21 protein-coding genes are annotated in these 21,976 nt (G+C 64.0%); 10 read left to right on the forward strand and 11 right to left on the reverse strand.

Annotated elements, in window-relative coordinates; genetic code table 11:
• Window positions 1–5: 5 nt before the first annotated feature.
• The 3 genes from nirD to AC0L3E_RS03545 all read left to right on the forward strand — a co-directional run bounded on the left by nirD (window position 6) and on the right by AC0L3E_RS03545 (window position 3,554).
• Window positions 6–335: a nitrite reductase small subunit NirD gene (gene nirD, locus AC0L3E_RS03535; RefSeq protein WP_127809692.1), complete on the forward strand. Its 330-nt coding sequence runs from the start codon at window positions 6–8 to the stop codon at window positions 333–335.
• Window positions 336–338: 3 nt separating this feature from the next.
• Window positions 339–3,200, forward strand: a complete 2,862-nt coding sequence (locus AC0L3E_RS03540) for a nitrate reductase (RefSeq protein ID WP_473604224.1) — start codon at window positions 339–341, stop codon at window positions 3,198–3,200.
• 96 nt (window positions 3,201–3,296) lie between these two features.
• Window positions 3,297–3,554 carry a BrnA antitoxin family protein gene (locus AC0L3E_RS03545; protein WP_127397291.1) on the forward strand — a complete coding sequence of 86 codons (258 nt, stop codon included), beginning with the start codon at window positions 3,297–3,299 and terminating at the stop codon, window positions 3,552–3,554.
• A gap of 252 nt (window positions 3,555–3,806) precedes the next feature.
• On the opposite strand, the gene AC0L3E_RS03550 is transcribed toward AC0L3E_RS03545, so the two are convergent.
• The 9 genes from AC0L3E_RS03550 to AC0L3E_RS03590 all read right to left on the reverse strand — a co-directional run bounded on the left by AC0L3E_RS03550 (window position 3,807) and on the right by AC0L3E_RS03590 (window position 12,126).
• Complete coding sequence (locus tag AC0L3E_RS03550) at window positions 3,807–4,163, reverse strand: cupin domain-containing protein (protein WP_127267126.1); 357 nt, start codon at window positions 4,161–4,163, stop codon at window positions 3,807–3,809.
• A 9-nt stretch (window positions 4,164–4,172) separates the two neighbouring features.
• The gene (locus AC0L3E_RS03555) at window positions 4,173–5,555 is read right to left on the reverse strand and encodes an NAD(P)/FAD-dependent oxidoreductase (RefSeq protein ID WP_473604225.1); all 1,383 of its coding nucleotides are present in this window, start codon (window positions 5,553–5,555) and stop codon (window positions 4,173–4,175) included.
• Window positions 5,556–5,583: 28 nt separating this feature from the next.
• Entirely contained in the window at window positions 5,584–6,693 is a 1,110-nt protein-coding gene (locus tag AC0L3E_RS03560; protein WP_127267128.1) for an ABC transporter ATP-binding protein, read from the reverse strand.
• A gap of 1 nt (window position 6,694) precedes the next feature.
• Entirely contained in the window at window positions 6,695–7,483 is a 789-nt protein-coding gene (locus tag AC0L3E_RS03565; RefSeq protein ID WP_256747891.1) for an ABC transporter permease, read from the reverse strand.
• Window positions 7,480–8,388: an ABC transporter permease gene (locus AC0L3E_RS03570; RefSeq protein ID WP_127319891.1), complete on the reverse strand. Its 909-nt coding sequence runs from the start codon at window positions 8,386–8,388 to the stop codon at window positions 7,480–7,482. The genes AC0L3E_RS03565 and AC0L3E_RS03570 overlap by 4 nt, the downstream gene beginning before the upstream one ends.
• A gap of 24 nt (window positions 8,389–8,412) precedes the next feature.
• Complete coding sequence (locus AC0L3E_RS03575) at window positions 8,413–9,492, reverse strand: extracellular solute-binding protein (RefSeq protein WP_127267131.1); 1,080 nt, start codon at window positions 9,490–9,492, stop codon at window positions 8,413–8,415.
• A gap of 3 nt (window positions 9,493–9,495) precedes the next feature.
• Window positions 9,496–10,188, reverse strand: a complete 693-nt coding sequence (locus AC0L3E_RS03580) for a helix-turn-helix domain-containing protein (RefSeq protein WP_127267132.1) — start codon at window positions 10,186–10,188, stop codon at window positions 9,496–9,498.
• 135 nt (window positions 10,189–10,323) lie between these two features.
• Entirely contained in the window at window positions 10,324–11,418 is a 1,095-nt protein-coding gene (locus AC0L3E_RS03585; RefSeq protein ID WP_127272189.1) for an ROK family transcriptional regulator, read from the reverse strand.
• Between the two features lie 57 nt (window positions 11,419–11,475).
• Entirely contained in the window at window positions 11,476–12,126 is a 651-nt protein-coding gene (locus AC0L3E_RS03590) for an SGNH/GDSL hydrolase family protein (RefSeq protein WP_128309170.1), read from the reverse strand.
• A 343-nt stretch (window positions 12,127–12,469) separates the two neighbouring features.
• Here AC0L3E_RS03590 and AC0L3E_RS03595 point away from each other — a divergent pair, with 343 nt between their 5' ends.
• From AC0L3E_RS03595 to AC0L3E_RS03615, 5 genes are all read left to right on the forward strand, one after another.
• On the forward strand, window positions 12,470–13,549 hold the full coding sequence (locus tag AC0L3E_RS03595) for a substrate-binding domain-containing protein (protein WP_023809403.1): 1,080 nt from the start codon (window positions 12,470–12,472) through the stop codon (window positions 13,547–13,549).
• An 81-nt stretch (window positions 13,550–13,630) separates the two neighbouring features.
• A complete protein-coding gene (locus AC0L3E_RS03600) occupies window positions 13,631–15,142 on the forward strand; it encodes a sugar ABC transporter ATP-binding protein (RefSeq protein WP_128309172.1) in 1,512 nt (503 codons plus the stop codon).
• An 8-nt stretch (window positions 15,143–15,150) separates the two neighbouring features.
• Window positions 15,151–16,113, forward strand: a complete 963-nt coding sequence (locus tag AC0L3E_RS03605; RefSeq protein WP_473604227.1) for an ABC transporter permease — start codon at window positions 15,151–15,153, stop codon at window positions 16,111–16,113.
• A gap of 3 nt (window positions 16,114–16,116) precedes the next feature.
• On the forward strand, window positions 16,117–17,070 hold the full coding sequence (locus AC0L3E_RS03610; RefSeq protein WP_473604228.1) for an ABC transporter permease: 954 nt from the start codon (window positions 16,117–16,119) through the stop codon (window positions 17,068–17,070).
• Window positions 17,071–17,134: 64 nt separating this feature from the next.
• Window positions 17,135–17,818: an SGNH/GDSL hydrolase family protein gene (locus AC0L3E_RS03615; RefSeq protein ID WP_127271777.1), complete on the forward strand. Its 684-nt coding sequence runs from the start codon at window positions 17,135–17,137 to the stop codon at window positions 17,816–17,818.
• A 138-nt stretch (window positions 17,819–17,956) separates the two neighbouring features.
• Here AC0L3E_RS03615 and AC0L3E_RS03620 read toward each other — a convergent pair whose 3' ends face one another.
• Together AC0L3E_RS03620 and AC0L3E_RS03625 are read right to left on the reverse strand one after the other, a co-directional pair.
• Window positions 17,957–18,217, reverse strand: coding sequence for a hypothetical protein (locus tag AC0L3E_RS03620; RefSeq protein WP_127321364.1), 261 nt, complete (start codon window positions 18,215–18,217; stop codon window positions 17,957–17,959).
• 212 nt (window positions 18,218–18,429) lie between these two features.
• Window positions 18,430–19,533: a histidinol-phosphate transaminase gene (locus AC0L3E_RS03625; protein ID WP_127396910.1), complete on the reverse strand. Its 1,104-nt coding sequence runs from the start codon at window positions 19,531–19,533 to the stop codon at window positions 18,430–18,432.
• 130 nt (window positions 19,534–19,663) lie between these two features.
• Between AC0L3E_RS03625 and AC0L3E_RS03630 the strand changes: the two genes are divergently transcribed.
• Together AC0L3E_RS03630 and hisD are read left to right on the forward strand one after the other, a co-directional pair.
• Window positions 19,664–20,437 (forward strand): SDR family NAD(P)-dependent oxidoreductase, encoded by a 774-nt coding sequence (locus AC0L3E_RS03630; protein ID WP_128309466.1) that lies wholly within the window; start codon window positions 19,664–19,666, stop codon window positions 20,435–20,437.
• Between the two features lie 206 nt (window positions 20,438–20,643).
• Window positions 20,644–21,966, forward strand: coding sequence for a histidinol dehydrogenase (gene hisD, locus AC0L3E_RS03635; protein WP_473604229.1), 1,323 nt, complete (start codon window positions 20,644–20,646; stop codon window positions 21,964–21,966).
• Window positions 21,967–21,976: the final 10 nt, after the last annotated feature.

The raw sequence follows: 21,976 nt of genomic DNA on the forward strand, positions 1-21,976 counted from the left end.
CAATCATGAACTGGGTATCAATCGGCTCTATCTCGGACATCCCCCGCCGCGGCGCGCGCTGCGTCGCCACCCCGGAAGGCAAGATCGCAGTGTTCCGCACCGCCGACGATCAGGTCTATGCCATCGACGACCATTGCCCGCACAAGGGTGGACCGCTCAGCCAGGGCATCGTGCACGGTGCGGCGGTGACCTGTCCCTTGCACAACTGGGTGATTTCGCTGGAGACGGGCAAAGCGCTCGGCGCCGACGAGGGCGCGGTGCGCACCATTCCGGTGCGGGTCGAAGGCGAGCATCTGTTCATTGCGCTGGAAGCGCTGGCCAGCCGCGCGGCTTGACCAATGGAGATCGACGAAGCGCGCGAGGTGAGGACCACCTGCCCCTATTGCGGGGTGGGCTGCGGCGTGCTGGCGAAGGTCGCCGCGGACGATGAGGTGTCCGTGCGTGGCGACCCCGACCACCCGGCCAATTTCGGCCGGCTCTGCTCCAAGGGCTCGGCACTGGCCGAGACCATCGACCTCGACGGCAGGCTGCTTCATCCGGAGATCCATGGCCGCCGCGCCGGCTGGGACGAGGCGCTCGACCTGGTCGCTTCGACCTTCTCGCAGACCATCGCCGAGCATGGGCCCGATGCGGTCGCCTTCTATGTCTCCGGCCAGTTGCTGACCGAGGACTATTATGTCGCCAACAAACTGATGAAGGGTTTTGTCGGCTCGGCCAACATCGACACCAATTCGCGCCTGTGCATGGCCTCCTCGGTCGCCGGCCACCGCCGCGCTTTCGGCTCCGACACCGTGCCGGGAACCTACGAGGATCTGGAACTGGCCGACCTGATCGTGCTGGTCGGCTCCAACCTCGCCTGGTGCCATCCGGTGCTCTACCAGCGCATCGCGGCTGCCCGGGAAAAGCGGCCGGAGATGAAGATCGTGCTGGTCGACCCGCGTCGCACCATGACCGCTGACATCGCCGATATGCATCTGGCGATCGCGCCCGATGGCGACGTCGCTTTGTTCACGGGCCTGCTCGCTTATCTCGGCCAGCACAATGCGCTCGACCGCGCCTACATCACGACGCACACGACCGGCTTCGGGCAAGCGCTTTTCGCGGCCTCCGCGCTCGACCTGGCCGGCGTCGCCGCCGCCACCGGCCTGAGCGAGGACGAGCTTGGCCGTTTCTACAGCCTGTTTGCAGCGACGGCGAAAACGGTGACGGTTTACAGCCAGGGTGTGAACCAGTCGTCATCCGGCACCGACAAGGTCAACGCCATCATCAACTGCCATCTCGCCACCGGCCGCATCGGCAAACCCGGAGCAGGGCCGTTTTCGGTGACGGGCCAGCCCAACGCCATGGGCGGCCGCGAGGTCGGCGGCATGGCCAATATGCTCGCCGCCCATATGGAGATCGAAAACCCCGACCATCGCGACCGTGTTCAGCGCTTCTGGAACGCGCCGACTGTGGCCGGAAAGCCCGGCCTGAAGGCAGTCGAGATGTTCCAGGCGCTGGCCGACGGGCGCATCAAGGCGCTGTGGATCATGGCCACCAACCCGGTCGATTCGATGCCGGACGCCGATGCCGTCGAAGCGGCGATCAAGGCGTGCCCTTTCGTGGTGGTGTCGGACGTGCTGGCCCGGACCGACACCGTCCGCCATGCCCATGTCCGGCTGCCCGCCGCCGCCTGGGGCGAGAAGGACGGCACCGTCACCAATTCAGAGCGCCGGGTGTCGCGCCAGCGCGCGTTTTTGGAGCTGCCCGGCGAGGTGCTGCCCGACTGGCGGATCGTCGCCGAGGTGGGCAAGCGGATGGGGTTCGGCGAGGCGTTTTCCTATGCGACGCCGGCAGAGGTGTTCGCCGAGCATGCCGCGCTGTCGGGGTTCGAGAATGACGGTGCGCGGGATTTCGATATTGGCCATTATGCCGGGGTTGACGAAGAAGACTACGACGCATTGGAGCCTTTCCAATGGCCGGCGCCGAGCCAAGGCGCCCCCCTCTGGCCTGCCGGCCATCTCCCCCTCAAGGGGGGAGATCGGCTGTCACTACAGCCTTCGCCAATTCACAACGTCGCAAAACGAGGGCAGTCGGCGAAGCTGCCAATCTCCCCCCTTGAGGGGGAGATGGCCGGCAGGCCAGAGGGGGGCGCTCAAGCTGGAGGTTGGCCAGAAGGGGTCGGCACGACTGGGCTCCAGGTTCGCTTCTTCGCCGACGGCAATTTCTACACACCCGATCGCAAGGCGCGCTTCGTCGCCATCCGCCCGACCACGGAAGTCCGCACCAGTCCCGACTATCCGCTGATCCTCAACACCGGCCGGATCCGCGACCATTGGCACACCATGACGCGGACCGGCAAAAGCCCGCGGCTTTCGCAGCACATCGCCGAGCCATTCGTCGAGATCCACCCGGTGGATGCGCAGCGCTTCGGCATCGGTGACGCCGACATCGTGCGCGTTTCCAGCCCGCGCGGTGACGTGCTGGTGCGCGCGCTGGTGACGATACGCCAGCGCCAGGGCAGCCTGTTTGCGCCGATGCACTGGACCGATCAGTTCTCGGCAAAGGGCCGGCTCGACACGCTGACCGCGCCGCTGACCGATCCCATTTCCGGCCAGCCGGCGCTGAAACATGTCGCCGCCCGCATCGAGAAATTCGCCGCAAAAGCCTTCGGCTTTGCGGTGACGCGGCATAGGCCGTCGCCCGATGCCGCGGCCTATTGGGCCGTGGCCAAATGCAAGGGCGGCTGGCGGGTCGAGCTTGCCTTTGCCGAAGACGACATCGACTGGGCCGGCTTTGCCGGGTCACTGTTCGGCGCGTCACCGGGTGCGGAAATGCTCGCCTATCATGACTGCGACGCCGGCCAGCATCGCATCGCCGCCTTCGACGGCGATCAACTGTCAGGCGCCTTGTTCGTCGCGCCCGGCCCGGTCGCCGTGTCGCGCGGCTGGGCGGCGGAACAGTTAAGTGCCGATCATGTCGACCGGCGCGGAAGGCTGGCGATCGTGGCCGGACGGCCGGGCGGGGTCGACGTCGATCGCGGCGCCATTGTCTGCTCCTGCTTCGGCGTCGGCGCCAACCAGATCGCCGAAGCGGTGCGCCGCGGCTGCGGCAGCGTCGCGGGGATCGGCGCGGCCCTGCATGCCGGTACGAATTGCGGCTCCTGCCGCGCGGAGATCAGGGTCATCATCGACGCGCAAAGTCTTCAAGCAGCCGAGTGATTGTCCCGACCAAAGGGGCCTGCGCGACGGCGCTGGTTGGGCTATGGTGGGCGCAAGCGTGCTGCGCACGAATCGTCTTCAGTCAGGGTCATCCCAATGGCAAATCCCCCGCGCCGACCGACAAATCCGATGGAGGCCGCCGAGGCGGCTTTCAAACCGGTGAAGAAGCCGGCCGCTCCGGTGCGCGAGCCGCCGGCCGCTCCAGGCGTCAGGGAGCTTGTTTCGATCCGGATCGACCGCGCCGTGCTGGACCACTTCCAGGAGGATGGGCCGGGCTGGCAGGACCGCATCAACGACGCCTTGCGGCAGGCGATAGAAGGCAAGCCGACGGCCGGCGGTTTGGACGACGAGTAGCGCCCATCGCTTCGTCATCCACGGGCGGAGCAAGGAGCGTAGCGACGCGGCGCAGACCCCTGGAGCTGCTCCGCAGCCCAAGGGATACATGCCGCGACCTCAAAGCGCTGCAGCGGTGTGCAGAATTCTGTTCCGCTGCATTCCTCGATGGCTGTCACGGAATGGATCCCAGGGTCTCCGCGACGGAGCTTCGCTCCTGCTTCGCCCTAGGATGACGAAGTTGGGGAGGCTTCGGCCAAAGCGGACGTCGGCTCACGCCTCGAAGTGCAGGATATAGAGCTTCCGCGTCTTCTCGTGGATCGTCCATTCGCCTTTCCACCCTTTCGGCAGCACCAGCATTTCGCCCGGGCCGACGTCCTTGCTGCGGCCATCGGGACCATGCAGCGAGACCCGGCCTGACACGATGTGGCACGTTTCGGAATTGCTGTCGCGCGATGCGGTGAAGCGGCCCGGCGTGCACTCCCAGACGCCGACTTCCAGCGTGCCGTCGGGCGAGGTCCACAGCGTCTTCGCTGCTTCGAACTGATTGCCGCTGATCGAGGTCGGCTTGGGCTCGGGCTCGCCGAGATCGATCGAGGCGAGATGGGCGAAGGTCTGGAAATCGGTCATGGCAGTCTCTTAATGTCCTGTGATGCGATCGGCGATTGCGGCGAGTTTCGACGTGTGCTGGAGGCCGGCCTCCTCGCGTTCGTCGGCGACGCGGTAGAGCTGATACATCGAGTGGACACCGAGCCAGCGCATCGGCTCGGGCTCCCACTTGCTGACCTGGCGGTTGACCCAGGGCAGGCGGGTCAGCTCAGTGTCGCGCCGCAGGATGAGATCGCGCAGCGTGCGGCCCGACAGGTTGGAACTGGATACGCCGAGCCCGACATAGCCGCCGGCCCAGCCGATGCCGGTCTCAGGGTCGAGACCGGCCGTCGTGCACCAGTCGCGGGGCACGCCCAGCACGCCGCACCAGGCGTGGTCGATGCGAAGCTTGGCTGTCTGTGGCAGAAGGCGGATGAGGATCGCGTGCAGGCTTTCGATCGTCGCCTGCTGCGTCTGGCCGCGCACGTCGGTCTGCGAGCCGTAGCGGTAGGGCACGCCGCGTCCGCCCATGGTGATGCGGCCTTCCCTGGTGCGCTGTGCATAGCAATAGGCGTGCGCGGCGTCGCCGAGAAGCTCATGGCCCTCCCAGCCGATCTCGTCCCATAGCGATTGCGGCAGCGGCTCGGTGATGATCTGCGCGCTGTTGAGCGGCAGCCAGAGCCGCTCATTGCCTGGTATGCCGGCCGTGAACCCTTCCGTGGCACGGATGATGATTGGCGCGCGCACGGTGCCGCGGCTCGTCGTGACCTTGCCCTTCTCGATGCCGGTCACGGTGGTCTGCTCGTAGATCGGCACGCCAATGCTTTCGACGGCTTCGGACAGGCCGCGCACCAGCTTGGCCGGCTGCACGCGCGCGGTGCCGTGGTGGATATAGCCGCCAAGCACATTTCTGATGTTGATGCGGGCTCTGGCCTCTTCCTGACCGATCAGGCTGACACGCTCGCTCGGAACGCTCCAGCCGATCGCATCGGCATAGGCGGCCTTGATCCGTTCGAGCTGCGGCGGATTGGTGGCGACCGTCAGATTGTCGACCCGGCGGATGTCGGCATCGATGCCTTCGGTCTCGGTCACCGCGATCACTTCGTCGACCGTGCCATGCATGGCGGTTTCCATGTCGATGACGGCGCCGCGCGTCGAGGTCTGCAGATATTTTTCGCGCGACCAGCTGAAGCCGCCGGACAGCCAGCCGCCATTTCGGCCCGACGCGCCGAAGCCGGCGAACTCCCTCTCGACGATGGCGATGCGGATCGATGGATCGGCCTTCTTCAGGTAATAAGCCGTCCACAAGCCGGTGTAGCCGGCGCCGACGATGCAGACATCGGCTTCGAGGTCGCCCGGAAGCGGCGCGCGATAGGCCGGCAGGCCGATGTCGGCATACCAGAACGAGACGTTGCCGTTGACTTTGGCGTCCATGTCTAAAATCCTGCGGGGAAAAGAGCGGTCAGGTCATCGTCATGTCGGCGCGGTCGTCGTCGGCAAGAAGTTTTGCATCGACGACGGACCAGCGCAGATCGACCGTGTCACCAATCGAGAACGGTGTGGCTTCCAGCGACGAGCGCACGATGGCGACCGAGCCATCGCGAAGCGTCACCTGGTATTTCGAACCCGACCCCAGATAGATCGCTTCGCTGACCTCACCAGTGAGGCTGTTCTGCCCGGCGGCGGGAGGCGTGTTGGTGCCGGCAAGCGACAGCTTCTCCGGCCGCAGCAGGACCACCGGTTTGCGGCCGCCGGCGAGCTTGCCGTAGGCCACGATCTTCTGGCCGGCGATCGTCAGGCTGGTCTGGTCTCCGGACGCCTGGGCCTCGCCGCGCAAACTGGTCGATTCGCCGATGAACTTGGCCACGAACAAGGTCGTCGGCTCGTCGTAGAGCTGGCGGCCGGTTCCGACCTGTTCGATGCGGCCCTGATTGAACACAGCGATGCGGTCGGAGAGCACCAGCGCTTCTTCCTGGTCGTGCGTCACATAGACGAAGGTGGTGCCGAGTTCGCGGTGGATCCGCTTGATCTCCAGCTGCAGCCATTCGCGCAGTTTCTTGTCGAGCGCGCCGAGCGGTTCGTCCATCAACAGCAGCGGCGGATCGAAGACGATGGCACGCGCCAGCGCCACGCGCTGCTGCTGGCCGCCGGAAAGTTCGGAGGGATAGCGATGCGCGAAATCGGCCATCTTGACCATGTCCAGTGCTCGTACAACGAGACGGTCGCGCGCCTGCTTGTCCATGCCGCGCAAGGTGAGGGGATAGGCGACGTTCTTGCCGACCGTCATGTGCGGAAACAGCGCGTAGTGCTGGAAGACGACGCCGATGTTGCGCTTGTGCGCCGGCAGGGCGACGATGCTCTTGCCGCCGACGGCAAGATCGCCTGCGGTGAGGTCGGTGAAGCCCGCAACGACGTTGAGCGTGGTCGTCTTGCCGGAGCCGCTGGGCCCCAGCAGCGTCATGAACTCGCCCGGCTCGATATGCAGGCTGACATCATCGAGCGCGGTGAAATTGCCGTAACGCTTGGTTGCGCCCTTGATGTCGATGGCCGCGCCACGTTCCCTCGCAGTCATCTCAACTCCTCGTCGATTTCGAGCTGATGATCAGCCCGGCGCTGATGATCAGCGTCGTGGCAATGAAGATGATGGTTCCGACGGCCGTCACCGTCGGGTCGGCGTCGCGGGTGATGCTGGTGAAGATCTGCACCGGCAAGGTCTTGAGGTAGGGACTGGTGATGAACAGCGCGACGATGATTTCATCGAAGGAGGTGACGAAGGCAAACAAAAGCCCGGACAGGATACCGGGCGCGATCAGCGGCAAGGTCACGGTGCGGAATGTGGTGAAGCGGTTGGCGCCGAGGCTGGCCGCCGCCGTTTCCAGCCGCACGTCGAAGACTTCGAGGCTTGCCGATACGGCGATGATGACGAAGGGGATCGCCAGCATCGTGTGCGCGATGACGAAGCCGGTGGTGGTGCCGACAAGCTGGCAGTCGAGGTAAACGGCATAGATGCCGATCGCCAGCACCACGCCGGGCACGATCATCGGCGTGATCAGGATAGCGCGCAGCAGGCCGGCGCCGGAATGTTTCATGCGGCTGAGGCCAAGCGACGCCAGCGTGCCGATCAGCGTGGCGGCAACGGCGACGAGGCCCGCGACCCTCAGCGAATTGAAGAAGCTCGACAGCCAATCGGGATTGGTGAAGAAATTCGCGTACCACTGCCAGGAGAAACCGGAGGGTGGGAAGGCCAACGACTTCTTCTCGTTGAACGACATCGGGATGATGACCAGCGTCGGCATGACCAGCCACACGGCGACCAGCAGGCAGAACAGGCCGAGCAGGATGCGGAAGGGGGCCAGCCTCATGATCTGGCCGCCTGCTTGTGGCGCTGGCGCATCAGCGGTGCGGCGAGCGCCAGAAGCACGAAGGTCGCGACCAGCAGGACGACCCCCATGGCGCCGCCGCGTCCCCAGTTGAGCAGGCTGAGCACCTGGCTCTGCACCAGCGTCGACAGCATGGTGCTGCGCGGGCCGCCGAGCAGGGCAGGGGTGATGTAGAAGCCGAGCGACAGGATAAAGACGATGATGGCGCCGGCGAAGACGCCTGGCAGCGACAGCGGCAGATAGATCTGCAGGAAGGCACGTGCGGGCCGCGCGCCGAGGCTGCGCGCCGCCTGCACGAGGCGCAAATCGATGCCGCGCATGACAGAATAGAGCGGCAGGATCATGAACGGCAGCAACACCTGCGCCATGCCGATGACGACTCCGGTCTGCGTGCGGATCAGCTTCACGCCGTCGAAGCCGAGCAGCCTGATGACCGAATTGATGATGCCGGAATCCTGCAGCAGGATGACCCAGGCCAGGGTACGCACCACGCCGCTGACCCAGAACGGTACGAGCACGCACAGGATGAGGACCAGCCGCAGGCGCGGCCCGACCGCCGTCATGAGATAGGCGTAGGGATAGGCGGCGATGACGCAGACGATGGTGACCCAGGCGGCGATGGAAAAGGTGCGCCACAGGACGGTGACGTTCACCGGCGTGGAGAAGAACCAGACGTAGTTCTGCAGGCCCCAGGCCGGGTCCGAAAAACTGCGCAGCGTGACGGTCAGCAAGGGATAGCCCATAGCCGCGATAAGCAGGAGCAGGGCCGGCATCGCCAGCAGCGACGGATAGGCGGCAAGGCGCAGGCGCCGCTGCGGCCCCTGCACGGCACCTGACGGCCGGGGATAATCACCCCCGGCCGTCGGCGTATGCGATGTCTGGCTCACGCCGTCACCTCAGTGGTAGCCGGCTCAGTTGCCGGCCATCAGCGCCGTCCACTTGTCGGACGCAGCGGCGAAGTTGGCGACCCAGAACTTGATGTTCTGCTGATAGCCGAGCTTGGCGTGGTCCGGCGTGTTGGTCAGGAAGGCGGCGACGGACGCGTCGACCTTTGGCTGTGCCTCGTTGTTGATCGGCGAGTAGGAGGTCTGCTCGGTCAGGATCTCCTGCGACTTCTTGCCGAGATAGGCGTTGATCAGCGCGTAGGAGGCATCGGGGTCCTTGGCGCCGACCGGGATGGTCAGCTGATCCATGACGACCAGCCAGTCCTTCCACACCGGCGTATAGGCAGCGCCATTCTTGACCGCCGTCATGGCGCGGCCGGTCCACATGATGATCATGTCGGCCTCGCCGGATTCGGCAAGCTGCTGGGATTCTGCGCCGGTCTTCCAGAAGATGGTGTCGGGGCCGATCGCCTTGATCTTGGCGATGCCCTTGTCGATATCGGCAGGCGTCATGGCGTCGACCTTGCCGCCGTCGGCCAGGATGGCCTGTTCGATCAGGCCGCCGAGCGGGCTGCCGCTGCCGTCGATGGCGCGGGTGCCGGGGAATTTCGCGGTGTCGAAGAAATCCTTCCAGTCCTTTGGCGGATTGTCCTTGTAGGTGTCGTTCTTGTACATCAGGACCATGCCGTAATTCATCGCCGGCACGCTGCACTCGCCGACCTGTCCGGGCGGGATGTGCGAGATGTCGAGCTTGGTCAGATCGAGTTTCTGGAACAGTTTTCCGCAATGCACGAAGGGCGGAAAATCATCCGTGTCGACGACATCCCAGGTCACATTGCCTGATTCGACCTGCGCCTGAAGCTTGGCGATTTCGGTCGGTCCGTCGTTCAAAAGCTTGACGCCGCTCTTGTCGACGAATTCCTTAAGCGCGGCAACCTGGCCGTCCTGGTAGATGCCGCCATAGGAGACGAAGGTCAGCGTCTTGCCCTTCAGCGACCCGTCCACCACGGTCCCGGCCGGCGGCGCGTTCTGCGCGTGAGCGGCGGCCGCGAGCAAGGCCAGTGCGGCGGCGCCGACAAGCCCGGCCAATCTTGATCTGCTTCCCATTTTCTAACCCTCCGATGGCTCGCTGTTTGATTTTGGCAGGCCGGGCGCGAGCGTTTTCCGGGCTACATATTGATCGAGGTCGACAGCGCCGCTTGTCGGCGGCGCGATGATCCACAGCACTTCGGCCACCGTATCGCCGACATTGATCGTCCGGTGCGGCGTCGAGGTCGAATATTCGATGCTGTCGCCCTCTTCGAGGGTGAAGCTCTCGTCGCCGAGCGTCAGTTGCACGCGTCCGCGCAGCACGAGGAACATCTCGTTCGCGTTGCCATGCGTGTAGGGCACGTCGCCGGTGGAGCCGCCGACGGCGAACTCGCCGCAATAGACTTCCATCTCGCGGATCGGCCGGCGCGACAGCAGCGTCTTGCGGTAGCCTTCGCTGGTCGGCAGCGCCGGCCGTTCGGCCCGTGTCAGCACCGCGTGCGGCGACACCTCGCGTTCGTCGAAAAGATCGGCGAGGCTGATGCCGAGCGCGTTGGCGATCAGCATCAGCGTGCTGGTGTTGGCACCCGAAAGGCCGCGCTCGAGCTGGCTCAGGAAGCTGGCGGTGGTGCCGATCATGTCGCCGAGCTGGCGCAGCGTCAGGCGCCGCGTGGTGCGATAGGCCTTGATGCGATCGCCCAATACCGTCGAGCGGCGCGCTTCGGCGCTGGTTGCGGCATTGTCGTTGAGTGCGTGATCCGCAGCGATTTTCATGGCGATCTCAGGGTTCACTTAACATGCTATTAAGTGAGGCGTCCTGGCAAGCGGAATCGCCTTGTCATTTGAAAATCATCGATGGACCTGCAGAGAGCCCGTAATCGGCCGACCGGCAACGCCGGTTCGGCTCGATCACTGGATCATGAAGCGCGAACTGAATGGCAGGCTTGCCGCGCCGACGGCCTTCGGGCTGATGCTGACCCGCGCGGGCAGCGCTTCGATGCCGGGGAATTCCCGGCCGATGTCGGCGCACAAGGCCTTGGCGATCTTCTGCGGCGCGTAGCTGGACAGGACGACCGTCCTGAATTCGACAAACTGGGTCAGTGCGGAAATAGAGGCTTTCAGGCGGTTGGAGCATTCCCCTAGCCATTCGCTGTAGGCCTCGCCAAGGTCAGGCCACTCGGGGCTGCTGCTCCAGATGATTTCGGACGGGCGCCGGCGCTTGGTCAGTTCGCTCTCCAGGCGCATCAGCCCATGATCGAAGCTGGCGCTGGAGTTTCCCTTGTAGATCTGGTGGTTGAGGATGAGCCTGCTCTGCAGCCGTGCTCCCAGATAGAAGAACAAATAGTCGTTGAGCGGCTTGGCGACGCCGAACATGCTCTCGCCGCCGGCTGCCGCGGTGATATCGTTCTGCACGAAAACCGGCAGCTTGATCTGTTCCTCGATCTCCCCCTGCAAGGCTTTCAGCGAGGTGCTCGATCCGTTGCGGGTTGCAGCCATCGTGTCGACATCGTCGGGAACGGCCAGGCCGATGCCGGCAACCCGGCTGCGCGCCTCGACCGGCAGGCTGGTCATGGCTTGCCTGATCGCGCCGAACAGATCGCTGCTTTGCGGGAAGGGATTGGCTTCATCCGCCGGCAATTGCGTGTGGAAGCGCACGGTGCCGATGAAATCGATGAGTGCGATGTCGATCCTGCGGCGGCTGAAGCCGACGCCAACCGCATAGGCGCCCTCCGGATTGAGTGAAAGCGGGATGGTGGGCGGCCCGACGCGGCCGCGCTGCGCTTCGCCTTGCGAGACCAGGCCTTCCTGCTCGAGCGAACGGACGATGACCGAGGCCGTCTGCGCCGACAGGCCGGTCTTTTCGCCGATTTCCATCCGCGAAATGCCCTCGTTCTGAAGCAGCAGCGACAGCACCAGCCGCTCATTGTAGCTGCGGACGCTCAACGCATTCAGCCCGCTTGCACGATCGGCGATGCGCAAGGGATTAGGTGGTGCGAACCTCATGTCAGGCAAGGGTCGCCCCGTCGGTAAGAGCGCGCTGCCTCGCGGCGGTATGGTTGCTCATGTCGAGCGGCTCCAGCCGATGGCATCGACCGCGCGGGCAAGTGCGGTGCCCAGCAATCTGTGCGCCTCGGCATCGATGTGAAAGCCGTCCGCTTCGCTGCACGAGACCACCGAGCCGGCATCGAAAAAGTGGAGTTCGAGCGAGTCCGCTAGAACCTCGAACTCGAGCGCGAGCAGGCGCGATTTCTCCGGCGCACCGGCGAAGATGGACTTCCATTCCTTGACGTCGTCCTGCATCGGCGGCGGCGCCACGATCATGATCTCGGGCGTCGAGCCGCCTGGCCCAGGCGCCAGCTCCTTGATGTCGTAGACGAGGCAGCCGATCCCCATCGCCACTTCCGACGGCGGCTTGTTGAAGCGGATCTTCAAATCGTTAGTGCCGAGCATGATGATGACGAGGTCGAGCGTCGCATGGCTCTGCAGGCAGGGGCGAAGATAGGTTCTGCCGTTTTTGTGGGCGCCCTCGATCGGGTCGTCGTGGACGGTGGTGCGGCCGCTCAATCCTTCCTCGATGACATACCAGTCGGGGTCTAGCTGAGAACGCAATATCCCCGGCCAGCGTTCACCCGGCCCATAGCGCTCGAGCGGCCCCCTGCCGGGGATCTGGCCGTGCGTGTTGGAGTCGCCGTAGCACAAGACTGATCGCATGTTTTTCCCGCCGGGACTGACAGCGCGCCGAAGCCGGCGAGCGCCAATCATGATGGATAGAGGAGCGATGAAAGGCAAGCAAGGGAATAGTCATTCAACATGACTAACTATTGACAGGGCGAATCCGCTGTGCTTCTAAAGTGCCCGGAGGAGTTCTCGACCGTCATCATCGTCCAGCAGGAATTGGGCTTCGGCACGCATGTGTTCGGGGGCGGGAGAATTGCGTGCATCGGTCGGTTTGCGACAACGAGCATGCATTGGGAGAGCGTCTCATGGCCGTACGCATTCGTACGGCCGGCCATACGAATTCGTAGGCCGGGGCAACCACAAGGAGGAGAGTTTAATGTTAGGATTGCTGAAAACCGTCGGCCTGGGGATGCTCGTTGCGTCCACGCTTGCCGTGACGTCGCTGGCGCATGCGGAAGACATCAAGCTGATGGACGGCGTGGCGCCGCGCCCCGACGACACGCGCATGACCGCGGCCGGTGCGTTCAAGAAGGACCCGCCCTGGGTCATCGGCATGAGCGACTTCGGCGTCAACGCCAACACCTGGACAGTACAGGTGGCGCATGAGGCGGAGAACGCCGCGGCCAAGGACAAGCGCATCTCGAAATTCATCCTGCTCGATGCCGGCTTCGACCAGAAAAAGCAGGTGGCCGACATCGAGGACCTGATCGCGCAGCATGTCGACGCGATCATCGTTCAGCCGGTGACCAGCACGTCGGCCAATGCCAGCATCGCCAAGGCGGTCGCCGCCGGCATCCCGGTCATCCTTCACACCGGTCGCATCGATTCCGACGCCTACACCACCGAAATCCAGGGCGGCGCCGAGCATTTCGGCAAGGTGATGGGCGACTGGCTGGTCAAGACCGTCGGCGACAACGGCAAGATCTGGGTCCTGCGTGGCCTGGCCGGCCATCCGGAAGACACCAACCGCTACAACGGCTTACTGGAATCACTTAAAGGCACGCATGTGCAGATCATCGCCGAGGAGCATGGCGACTGGCAGTACGACAAGGCCAAGAAGCTGTGCGAGACGCTCTATCTGAACAATCCGCAGGTCGACGGCATCTGGTCGTCCGGCGCTGACATGACGCGCGCCTGCGTCGATGTCTTCAAGCAGTTCGGCACGCCCGTTCCGCCGATTTCGGGCGAGGGCAACAATGGCTATTTCGGCCAGTGGATCACGGACGGGTTCAAGTCGATCTCGCCGGAATACAGCCCCGCCCAAGGTGCGGCCGGCGTGCGCGCCGCCGTTGCCCTTCTGGAAGGCAAGCAGCTCTACAAACGCTATGTCTATAATCCCGACGGATGGGACCAGGACAAGGCCAAAAAATACTATCGCGACGACCTGACCGCCAATGTCTGGTGGCCGAGCGAACTGCCCGAGGACAAGCTCAAGGAATATTACGGCAAGAAGTGACGGCGCCGTGGCTGGCGGGGAGTGGACAAGCATTCCCCGCAGGCCATTCCATCTGTCGAATCCGGTTCGTTCGAGGGTTTCGTGACCAATCTTATCGAGATGTCCCACATTTCGAAGGCGTTCGGAGGGAGCAGGGCGCTCCATTCCGTTTCCCTCGATCTCAAGGCGGGCAGCGTCCACGCCCTGATGGGCGAGAACGGCGCCGGCAAATCGACGTTGATGAAGATCCTGGCGGGCGTGCATCAGCCCGATTCCGGTGAGATCTTCATGAACGGGGAGAAGCTCGATCTGAAATCGCCGCGAGCCGCACTCGATGCCGGCATTTCGACCGTTTTCCAGGAGCACTCGCTGCTGCCCAATCTGTCGATCGCCGAAAACATGTTTCTGGGCCGGGAGCCGACGACCCGGTTCGGCTCGATCGATTATCGGGTGATGAGCAGCCAGACCGCCAAGGCGCTTGGCGAACTCGGCCTCACGCTCGACCCGTCGCAACTCGTTTCAAACCTGACCATAGCCGAGCGGCAATTCGTCGAGATCGCGCATTGCATCCAGGCCGACGCCGGCGTGCTCATCCTCGATGAACCGACGGCGGCGCTCAACGCGGCCGATGTCGATGTGCTCAACCGCAACATCCGCCGGCTGCGCGATAAGGGAAAAGCCATCGTCTACATCTCGCATCGCATGGAGGAGATATTCGAGCTGTGCGACACGGTGACGGTGCTGAAGGACGGCGCACTGGTCGGCACAAGAATGGTGTCCGAGATCACCACCGACGAACTCATCGCCATGATGGTCGGACGCGAACTCCAGGACCTTTTTCCCGATCGTACTGATAACAAAGGCGACGAGATCCTGCGCGTCGAGAACCTGAGGATCACCGAGACATCGCGGCCGCTGTCGCTGACATTGCACAAGGGCGAGATCGTCGCCCTGGCCGGCCTGGAGGGACAGGGCCAGCAGCGCTTCCTGAGATCGCTGATCGGCCGCTATCATCCCTCCGCCGGGACGATTTCCGTCAACGGCAAAGCGCTGAAAATGCCGCTCCCGCCATCATCAGGCGTTCGCCATTTGCAGCAGCTGAGGGTCGGCTTCGTTCCCGAGGACCGCAAGGAAGAGGGGCTCTTCCTCGCTTTGCCAATCGCCCACAACATCGCCATCGGATTGCATTCGAGGCGATCCGAACTCGCGGCGGCGCGGCCGTATCGAAACGTGATCGCCCGCATGATGGAGGTCATGAACATAAAGGCGGCAGGGCCGTCCGCGCCGGTCGGCTCCCTGTCCGGCGGCAACCAGCAAAAGGTTCTGCTCGGCCGCTACCTAGCCGCCGATCTCGATCTTCTGCTGGTCGAGGAGCCGACCCGCGGAGTCGACATCGGCGCCAAGTCCGAGATCTACCACCTGCTGCGCGACTTTACCGCCAAGGGCGGCGCCGTGCTGGTGCTGTCGCGTGAGACGATCGAGTTGATCGGGCTCTGCGATCGCATCTACGTCGTCCACGACGATACCATCGTTGCCGAAATGCCGGCAGCGCAGGCGACAGAACACAAGATCCTCGACGCGGCCCTGATGGGCGGTTCCACGCGCCAGCATTAGGGGCCTCCATGCATCGTTCGCTTTTCAACATCCTGAGTGGCCGGAACACCCGGCAAGGCCTGTGGGGCCTGCCGCTTCTGGTCGCCTTGCTCATTTCGCTGTGGCTGGCCGTCGAGACGACACAGTTCGCCACGGCCGAAAACCTCTTCAACCTGGTGGCCCAGGCGATGCCGCTGATCATCGCGGCGATCGGACAGCTCGTCGTCGTGCTCATCGGCGGGCTCGACCTGTCGGTCGGTTCGGTCATCAGCTTCACCACCGCGGTGCTGGCGCTCGACCAGCCGGCGATCGTGCTGATCCCGGCGGTCTTCGTGCTGGCGGCACTCATCGGGCTGACCAACGGCCTGGCGATCACCCGCTTCAACGTCCATCCGATCATCGCGACGCTGTCGACGCAGTACATCGTGCTCGGCATCACGCGCATCCTGCGTCCCGTCTCCGGTGGCACCGTGCCGGAGATCGTCATCGATGCCGTCTCGGGCAGTTTCCTCGGCATTCCCTATCCGGTTTTCTGGGGCCTCGCCGTGATCCTGGCAGCGTGGAAACTGCTCTACGGATCCCGGTACGGGCTGCATCTGTTTGCGATCGGCGGCGGCATCGCGTCCGGCGCCGAAAGCGCTGCCCGCAATTTCGGCGTCTCCGACCGCCGCAACATTATCCTCGCCTATGTGGTCTGCTCCTGTTTCGCGGCCGCTGCCGGTGTCTTCCTGGCCGGGCGCATCGTGTCGGGCGATCCGAATGTCGGTCTGCTTTTCGAACTCGATACCGTCACCGCCGTGGCGCTCGGAGGCACCCAGCTCTCCGGCGGCATCGGCAGCCTGCACGGCACAGTGATCGGCGCGCTGGTCATGGCGCTGCTGGCTAACGGCATGAACCTCGCCAACGTCTCGCCCTTTGTTCAGACAGCGATCAAGGGCGGCATCCTGCTGGCGGTGGTCGGGTTGCAATCCCGCAAGAAAATGGGGCTCTGAGCGATGGCCGCCGTTCTCGCAAATCCGATCGCCCGGCGTCTGCTGCGCACCCCGCCGTCCTATTTTGTCTTCATCGTGCTGCTGGCGACGCTGTGGATCGCGCGGCCGAACATGCTCAACCTCAACATCATGGGCATCTTCGTCAGGCAGATCGTGCCGCTCGGCATCCTGGTGCTGGGGCAGCTCGTCGTCATGCGGGTGAAGTCGATCGACCTCTCTGGCGGCGGCATCATCCTGCTCATCAACTATTTCATCTCGTCGGGCACTTTCCCCGGCGCGTCGATGCCTTTCTTCGTCGTGCTGGCGCTCGCCACCGGCCTCGTCATCGGCCTGTTCAACGGCTTCATGATCGGCAACCGGCGGGTGTCGGCGGTCATCGTCACGCTGGCGGTCAGCATCATCCTGGTCGGGCTGGTGCAGTTCCTGTCGAGCGGCAATCCGCCCGGCGATGTGCCGAAGCTGTTCAACGACCTATACAACACGAAATTCCTGTCGGTTCCGACGCCGGTGCTGTTCTGGGTCCTGCTGACCGCTTCGGTGTGGCTGCTTCTGTCGCGGACCATCTTTGGCCGCTACGTCGCTTCGGTCGGGGAGAATGCCGAAGCCGCGCATTTTTCCGGCGTGCCGGTCCAGCGCACGGTCATCCTGGCGCATACGCTCGCCGGCCTGATAGCGGCGATCGCCGCCCTGGTGCAGACCGGTTCCATCGCCGTCGGCAGCGTCCGTATCGGCCTCGACCTGCCGATCCTGGCGGTCGCGGCAACGATCCTCGGCGGCGTCGTCTTCGGTCGTGGCGACGGCGGCGTCTGGGGGCCTTTCTTCGGGGCGCTGTGTTTTGCGCTGCTGTTCGTGGTGATGACGGTGCTCGGCATCGACGAGCCCGGCAAGCTCATCGCGCAGGGCGTCATCATCCTCGGCGCGGCGATCTTCTACGGAGTGCGCGTGCGAAACCCCTGATTTGAAACGGCGAAGAGCAAGTGCGCCGGCGTTCAGACAATTGCAAACAGATGGAGAAACATGGATGTCACCGCCAAAAAACATCATGTGCTACGGCGACTCGCTGACCTGGGGCTGGGTTCCGGTCAAGGAAGGGTCGCCGACCTACCGCTACCCTTATGATCAGCGCTGGACCGGTGTGATGGCGGCGGCGCTGGGGGCGGGCTACCACATCATCGAAGAAGGCCTGAGCGCGCGCACGACCTGTCTCGACGACCCCAACGATCCGCGCCTGAACGGGGCGAACTATCTGCCCTCGGCCATCGCCAGCCATCTGCCGCTCGACCTGGTCATCGTCATGCTCGGCACCAACGACACCAAGTCTTATTTCCGCCGGACGCCTTATGAGATCGCCAATGGAATGGCGAAACTGGTCGGGCAGATCCTGACCAGTGCCGGCGGCATCGGCACCCCTTATCCGGCTCCCAAGGCGCTGGTCATTGCGCCGCCGCCGCTGACCCCGATGCCCGATCCGTGGTTCGAGGGCATGTTTGGTGGCGGGCACGAAAAATCCAGGGATCTGGCCAGGCAGTACAAGGCGATGGCGGATTTCATGAAGATCGATTTCCTCAATGCCGGCGATTACCTCACCACGGATGGTGTTGACGGCATCCATTTTACTGCCGGAAACAACGCCGATCTGGGACGCGCCGTCGCCGACAAGGTCAAGTCGATCCTTGAGCCGGGCAAGGTCAGCACTGCCGCCTGAAGCCGCCACGCCCGTCGGCTTGCGGCACACAGGCCTACGGCGCGGGTGTATCGCTCGTTCCTCCGGCGATGCACATCGATACGGGGCCGTTTGGCCCCGTATCGATGTGGCGCTCGACGCCTGCAGACCTGCGTTGATCTAGGGCCTTGTGCCCCGAGGAACATGATCGGCAGACGATTTGGTTTGGCGGTCGAAAACGACCGCCAGGCCGTTCTTCACGGCAAGCGAGGCGACCATGTCGTCGAGTTCGCGATCGGGAATGGCGGGTTTGAGGACCTGCCGGATGGCCCGATAGGCCTGCTCGGTCGACACATAGTCGTAGCGCTTTTTGCGCGCTTCCACATATTGCTCGATGAGAATGCCCAATCGGCGGGCGGCGATGTCATCTGGTTGCTGCAAGGGAGCCTCCTCAGCGTCGATCGTTTGCAGACCCCCGAGATGTAAAAACCCACGCCGCGAAAGTTAAGGCCTGCTGTCGGCTTGAAGCCCAAAAAATCTATTGCCTTCGTTCAACGAACTGCGCCGCAGAGTGTCATCGTGTCCGAACTGGCACATCGCAGCCGCAAGGCGCGGGTCAACTTGCCCGTCCGAATCCCGACCAAAGCGTGTATTCACAACAGCTCCGACAGAACGGCCATGAAATGGTCGTTCTCCGCTGTCGAGCCGATGCTGACTCGCACATAGGTGTCAAAACCCTGCTGCTTCCACGGCTTGACGATGACGCCGTGACGCAGCAGGCCTTCGACGAAGGCGGAAGCATCTTGCCGGCAGTTGAAGAACAGGAAGTTGCCCCTGGAGGCAGCGACATCGAGGCCCTTGCTCGCCAGGAAAGTCTCGACGCGTTTTCTCTCTGCATTGGCCAGCGCGACGACCCTGGCAAGGTGTTCGTCGTCGGCCAGTGCCGCGAGTGCGGCCGCCTGGGCCATCGCGTTGGCGTTGAAAGGCGTGCGGACGCGATCGAGCAGCGCGCGCAGCTCCGGGTCACCGACGATGCCGAAGCCGATCCGCAATCCGGCCAGACCGAACGCCTTGGAAAAGGTCCGCAGCACGATCCAGGGCCGGCCCAGCTTTTCGAGATAGGGCAGGGACGACGCATAATCGTCGCCCTTGGCATATTCGGCATAGGCTTCGTCGATGACGATCAGCGTCTCGTCGCCGACCGCATCCAGAACCCTCGACAGATCGCCGCCGGAGAGCCAGCTGCCGACCGGGTTCATCGGGTTCGAAAACAGCAGCATGCGCGGCCTTTCGCGCACCGCCTCGACCAGCGCATCGACATTGATGGTGAGATCGCCGTTGACGGCAACGCGTTTGACGGTCGCCCCCATCAGCGTCGCGTAGTCCTCATGCAGCGGGAACGACGGATAGAGGGTGACGACGGCATCGCCGGGCCGCAACACGGCACGGCTGATGACGGAGAGAAGATCTTCGGAACCGTTACCCAGGATAATCTGGCCCTCGGCGACGGCATATTTGTCGCCGATCGCCTGGCGCAGCTTGCGCCCGGCAGGGTCCGGATAGAGGCGGAACATCTCGGAGCCGGCATGCATCGTCGTGGCGAGGGTCGGGCTGGGCCCGAGCGGGTTTTCGTTGGAGCCCAGTTTGGCGATCCTGGCCGGTGCGTATCGCTCCATGACCTCGTCAATGGTCAGCCCGGAATTGTAGGGCGACAAACGGTTGACTTCGGTGCGGACCATGTCCGAGGCTTTCGACACGGGCGGGCTCCTCTGCGGTGGATTTCGTCATCCGTACCGTAGTCGAAATAGTTTGTATATGCTTGTATATGTAACTTGGTCTGATAGTCTCGACGCTGAAGCGGAAACCGACGCCGGCAAGGAGGATCACATGCGCAACGCTTCTCTCTTCGATCTCTCCGGCAGGAAGGCGCTTGTCACCGGCGCAAGCCGAGGCATCGGGCGCAGCATCGCCGAAGCGCTGAGTGCTGCCGGCGCCGACGTCGCGGTCTCGGCGCGGAGCCTGGCCTCATTGCAGGACACAACGGCAGCCATCCGCGCCGCCGGCGGAGTGGCGCACGCCATCGCTCTCGACGTCACCGATGTCGGCCGCTGCCGCGCAGCCACCAACGAGGCTGCCGGCCTGCTTGGCGGTCTCGACATTCTCGTAAACAATGCCGGGATGGAGGAGGTGCGGCCCTCGCTCGATGTCGACGAGGCGCTGTGGGACAGGATCGTCGACACGAATCTCAAGGGAGCGTTCTTCTGCGCCCAGGCCGCCGCGCGGCAGATGCGCGATGCCGGCCGTCCTGGTGCCATCATCAATCTGTGCTCGCTGACATCCGAAGTCGGAATTCCCACCGCGGTGCCATACGGCTCGTCGAAGTCGGGCCTGCTCGGCATGACCCGCGCCCTTGCGGCGGAGTGGGCGGAGCTTGGCATAAGGGTCAACGCCATCGCGCCGGGATATTTCAGGACGGCGATGACCGACGTTTTCTACAGCAACGAGGCATGGCAGCACTCCATGCTGGCCAAGATCCCGCAGCGTCGTTTCGGCGACCTCCACGACCTGCATGGCATCGCCGTGTTCCTCGCTTCGGATGCGGCTGCCTACATAACCGGCCAGTCCATTCCGGTCGATGGCGGCTTTCTCGCCTCGATCTGACGAGGCAGGTTTGTCTCCGTAGTTTCGACGGGAAGGATGATGGAAAAATTGCTGGCGACTATCATACATACATGTATATACTTTTGCCCGGTGAAGCCTCTCGACGGCTTTGATCCTTGCCCCGGTCGGCCTGTCGACCCGCAGAACTATGGCCATCCACGGGCCAACCGTCATTGCGTTCCAAGAGTTCCAGGAGACGAGCAATCATGTCCGACATCAGCTTCCACGATTTGTCATCCATCGATGCCGACCAGCGCGCCAGTCTGCTGAAGCGCGCCGAGGCCGATCTGACGGTCTTCGTCGAGAAGGTCCGGCCGATCATCCAGGCCGTCAAGGACGAAGGCGATGCCGCCTTGATCCGCTTCGCCAGGGAACTCGACAAGGCCAATGTCGCCGAGGGCGAACTGCAGGTGTCGGAAGCCGAGTTCGACGCGGCGTTCGACAAGGTGGAAAAGGATGTCGTCCAGAGCATCCGGTTCGGCATCGACAACATCAGGCATTTCCATGAGGAGCAGAAGCCGGAGACGATGTGGCTCAAGGAAGTCCGGCCGGGCGCCTATGCCGGCGACAGGTACACGCCGATCGCATCCGTTGCGCTCTACGTGCCGCGCGGCAAGGGCGCCTTTCCATCGGTGACGATGATGACGTCGGTGCCGGCGGTGATTGCCGGCGTGCCGCAGATCGCCATCGTGACGCCGCCGACATCGGATGGTTCGGTGGATGCGGCAACGCTCGTCGCCGCGCGTCTCGCCGGCGTGGGCACGGTCTACAAATGCGGCGGCGCCCAGGCAGTTGCCGCCGTCGCTTACGGCACCGAGACGGTGAAGCCCGCGCTCAAGATCGTCGGCCCCGGCAGCCCGTGGGTGGTCGCGGCCAAGAGCGTGCTGTCCTCGGTCATCAACACAGGCCTTCCGGCCGGCCCGTCGGAAGCGATCATCTTTGCCGATGAAAGCGTTGACGGCGGCCTTGCCGCGCTCGACCTGTTGATCGAAGCCGAGCACGGGCCGGATTCCTCGGCCTATCTGGTGACGCACAGCCGCAAGGTTGCAGAAGCAGCGCTTGCTGCACTTCCCGAGCATTGGTCGCGGATGACCGAGCAGCGTGTCGAGTTTTCGCGCGCGGTGCTGACCGGCAAGCGCGGCGGCATCGTGCTGACCGCGTCGCTGGAAGACAGCTACCGCTTCATCAACGACTATGCGCCCGAACATCTCGAGATTCTGTCGAAGGAGCCGTTCGCGCATCTCGGGCGCATCACCGAGGCGGCCGAAATTCTGATGGGCCCGCACACGCCGGTGACGCTGGCCAACTTCGTTCTCGGTCCCAATGCTGTGCTGCCGACCAGCCGTTGGGCGCGGACCTACGGGCCGCTTTCGGTAACGGATTTCGTCAAGCGCTCGTCGGTCGGCTATGTCACCTCGGTGGCCTATCCGGAACTCGCTCTGCACGCCCGCAGGCTCGCCCGCTACGAGGGCTTCAGCTCGCATGAGAACGCGGTCTCGGAAATCCGCGACCGCTATCTCGCCGGTTGAGCGGAAGCGA

Source organism: Mesorhizobium sp. WSM4822, assembly GCF_055811155.1.

Bases quoted from the DNA above. Each gene is read 5' to 3' on its own strand.
- hisD (WP_473604229.1), top strand. From the start codon at position 20,644: ATGTCCGACATCAGCTTCCACGATTTGTCATCCATCGATGCCGACCAG.
- AC0L3E_RS03590 (WP_128309170.1), bottom strand. From the start codon at position 12,126: ATGCGATCAGTCTTGTGCTACGGCGACTCCAACACGCACGGCCAGATC.
- AC0L3E_RS03575 (WP_127267131.1), bottom strand. From the start codon at position 9,492: ATGGGAAGCAGATCAAGATTGGCCGGGCTTGTCGGCGCCGCCGCACTG.
- AC0L3E_RS03610 (WP_473604228.1), top strand. From the start codon at position 16,117: ATGGCCGCCGTTCTCGCAAATCCGATCGCCCGGCGTCTGCTGCGCACC.
- nirD (WP_127809692.1), top strand. From the start codon at position 6: ATGAACTGGGTATCAATCGGCTCTATCTCGGACATCCCCCGCCGCGGC.
- AC0L3E_RS03565 (WP_256747891.1), bottom strand. From the start codon at position 7,483: ATGAGGCTGGCCCCCTTCCGCATCCTGCTCGGCCTGTTCTGCCTGCTG.
- AC0L3E_RS03540 (WP_473604224.1), top strand. From the start codon at position 339: ATGGAGATCGACGAAGCGCGCGAGGTGAGGACCACCTGCCCCTATTGC.
- AC0L3E_RS03545 (WP_127397291.1), top strand. From the start codon at position 3,297: ATGGCAAATCCCCCGCGCCGACCGACAAATCCGATGGAGGCCGCCGAG.
- AC0L3E_RS03630 (WP_128309466.1), top strand. From the start codon at position 19,664: ATGCGCAACGCTTCTCTCTTCGATCTCTCCGGCAGGAAGGCGCTTGTC.
- AC0L3E_RS03580 (WP_127267132.1), bottom strand. From the start codon at position 10,188: ATGAAAATCGCTGCGGATCACGCACTCAACGACAATGCCGCAACCAGC.
- AC0L3E_RS03560 (WP_127267128.1), bottom strand. From the start codon at position 6,693: ATGACTGCGAGGGAACGTGGCGCGGCCATCGACATCAAGGGCGCAACC.
- AC0L3E_RS03550 (WP_127267126.1), bottom strand. From the start codon at position 4,163: ATGACCGATTTCCAGACCTTCGCCCATCTCGCCTCGATCGATCTCGGC.
- AC0L3E_RS03585 (WP_127272189.1), bottom strand. From the start codon at position 11,418: ATGAGGTTCGCACCACCTAATCCCTTGCGCATCGCCGATCGTGCAAGC.
- AC0L3E_RS03555 (WP_473604225.1), bottom strand. From the start codon at position 5,555: ATGGACGCCAAAGTCAACGGCAACGTCTCGTTCTGGTATGCCGACATC.
- AC0L3E_RS03615 (WP_127271777.1), top strand. From the start codon at position 17,135: ATGTCACCGCCAAAAAACATCATGTGCTACGGCGACTCGCTGACCTGG.
- AC0L3E_RS03605 (WP_473604227.1), top strand. From the start codon at position 15,151: ATGCATCGTTCGCTTTTCAACATCCTGAGTGGCCGGAACACCCGGCAA.
- AC0L3E_RS03595 (WP_023809403.1), top strand. From the start codon at position 12,470: ATGTTAGGATTGCTGAAAACCGTCGGCCTGGGGATGCTCGTTGCGTCC.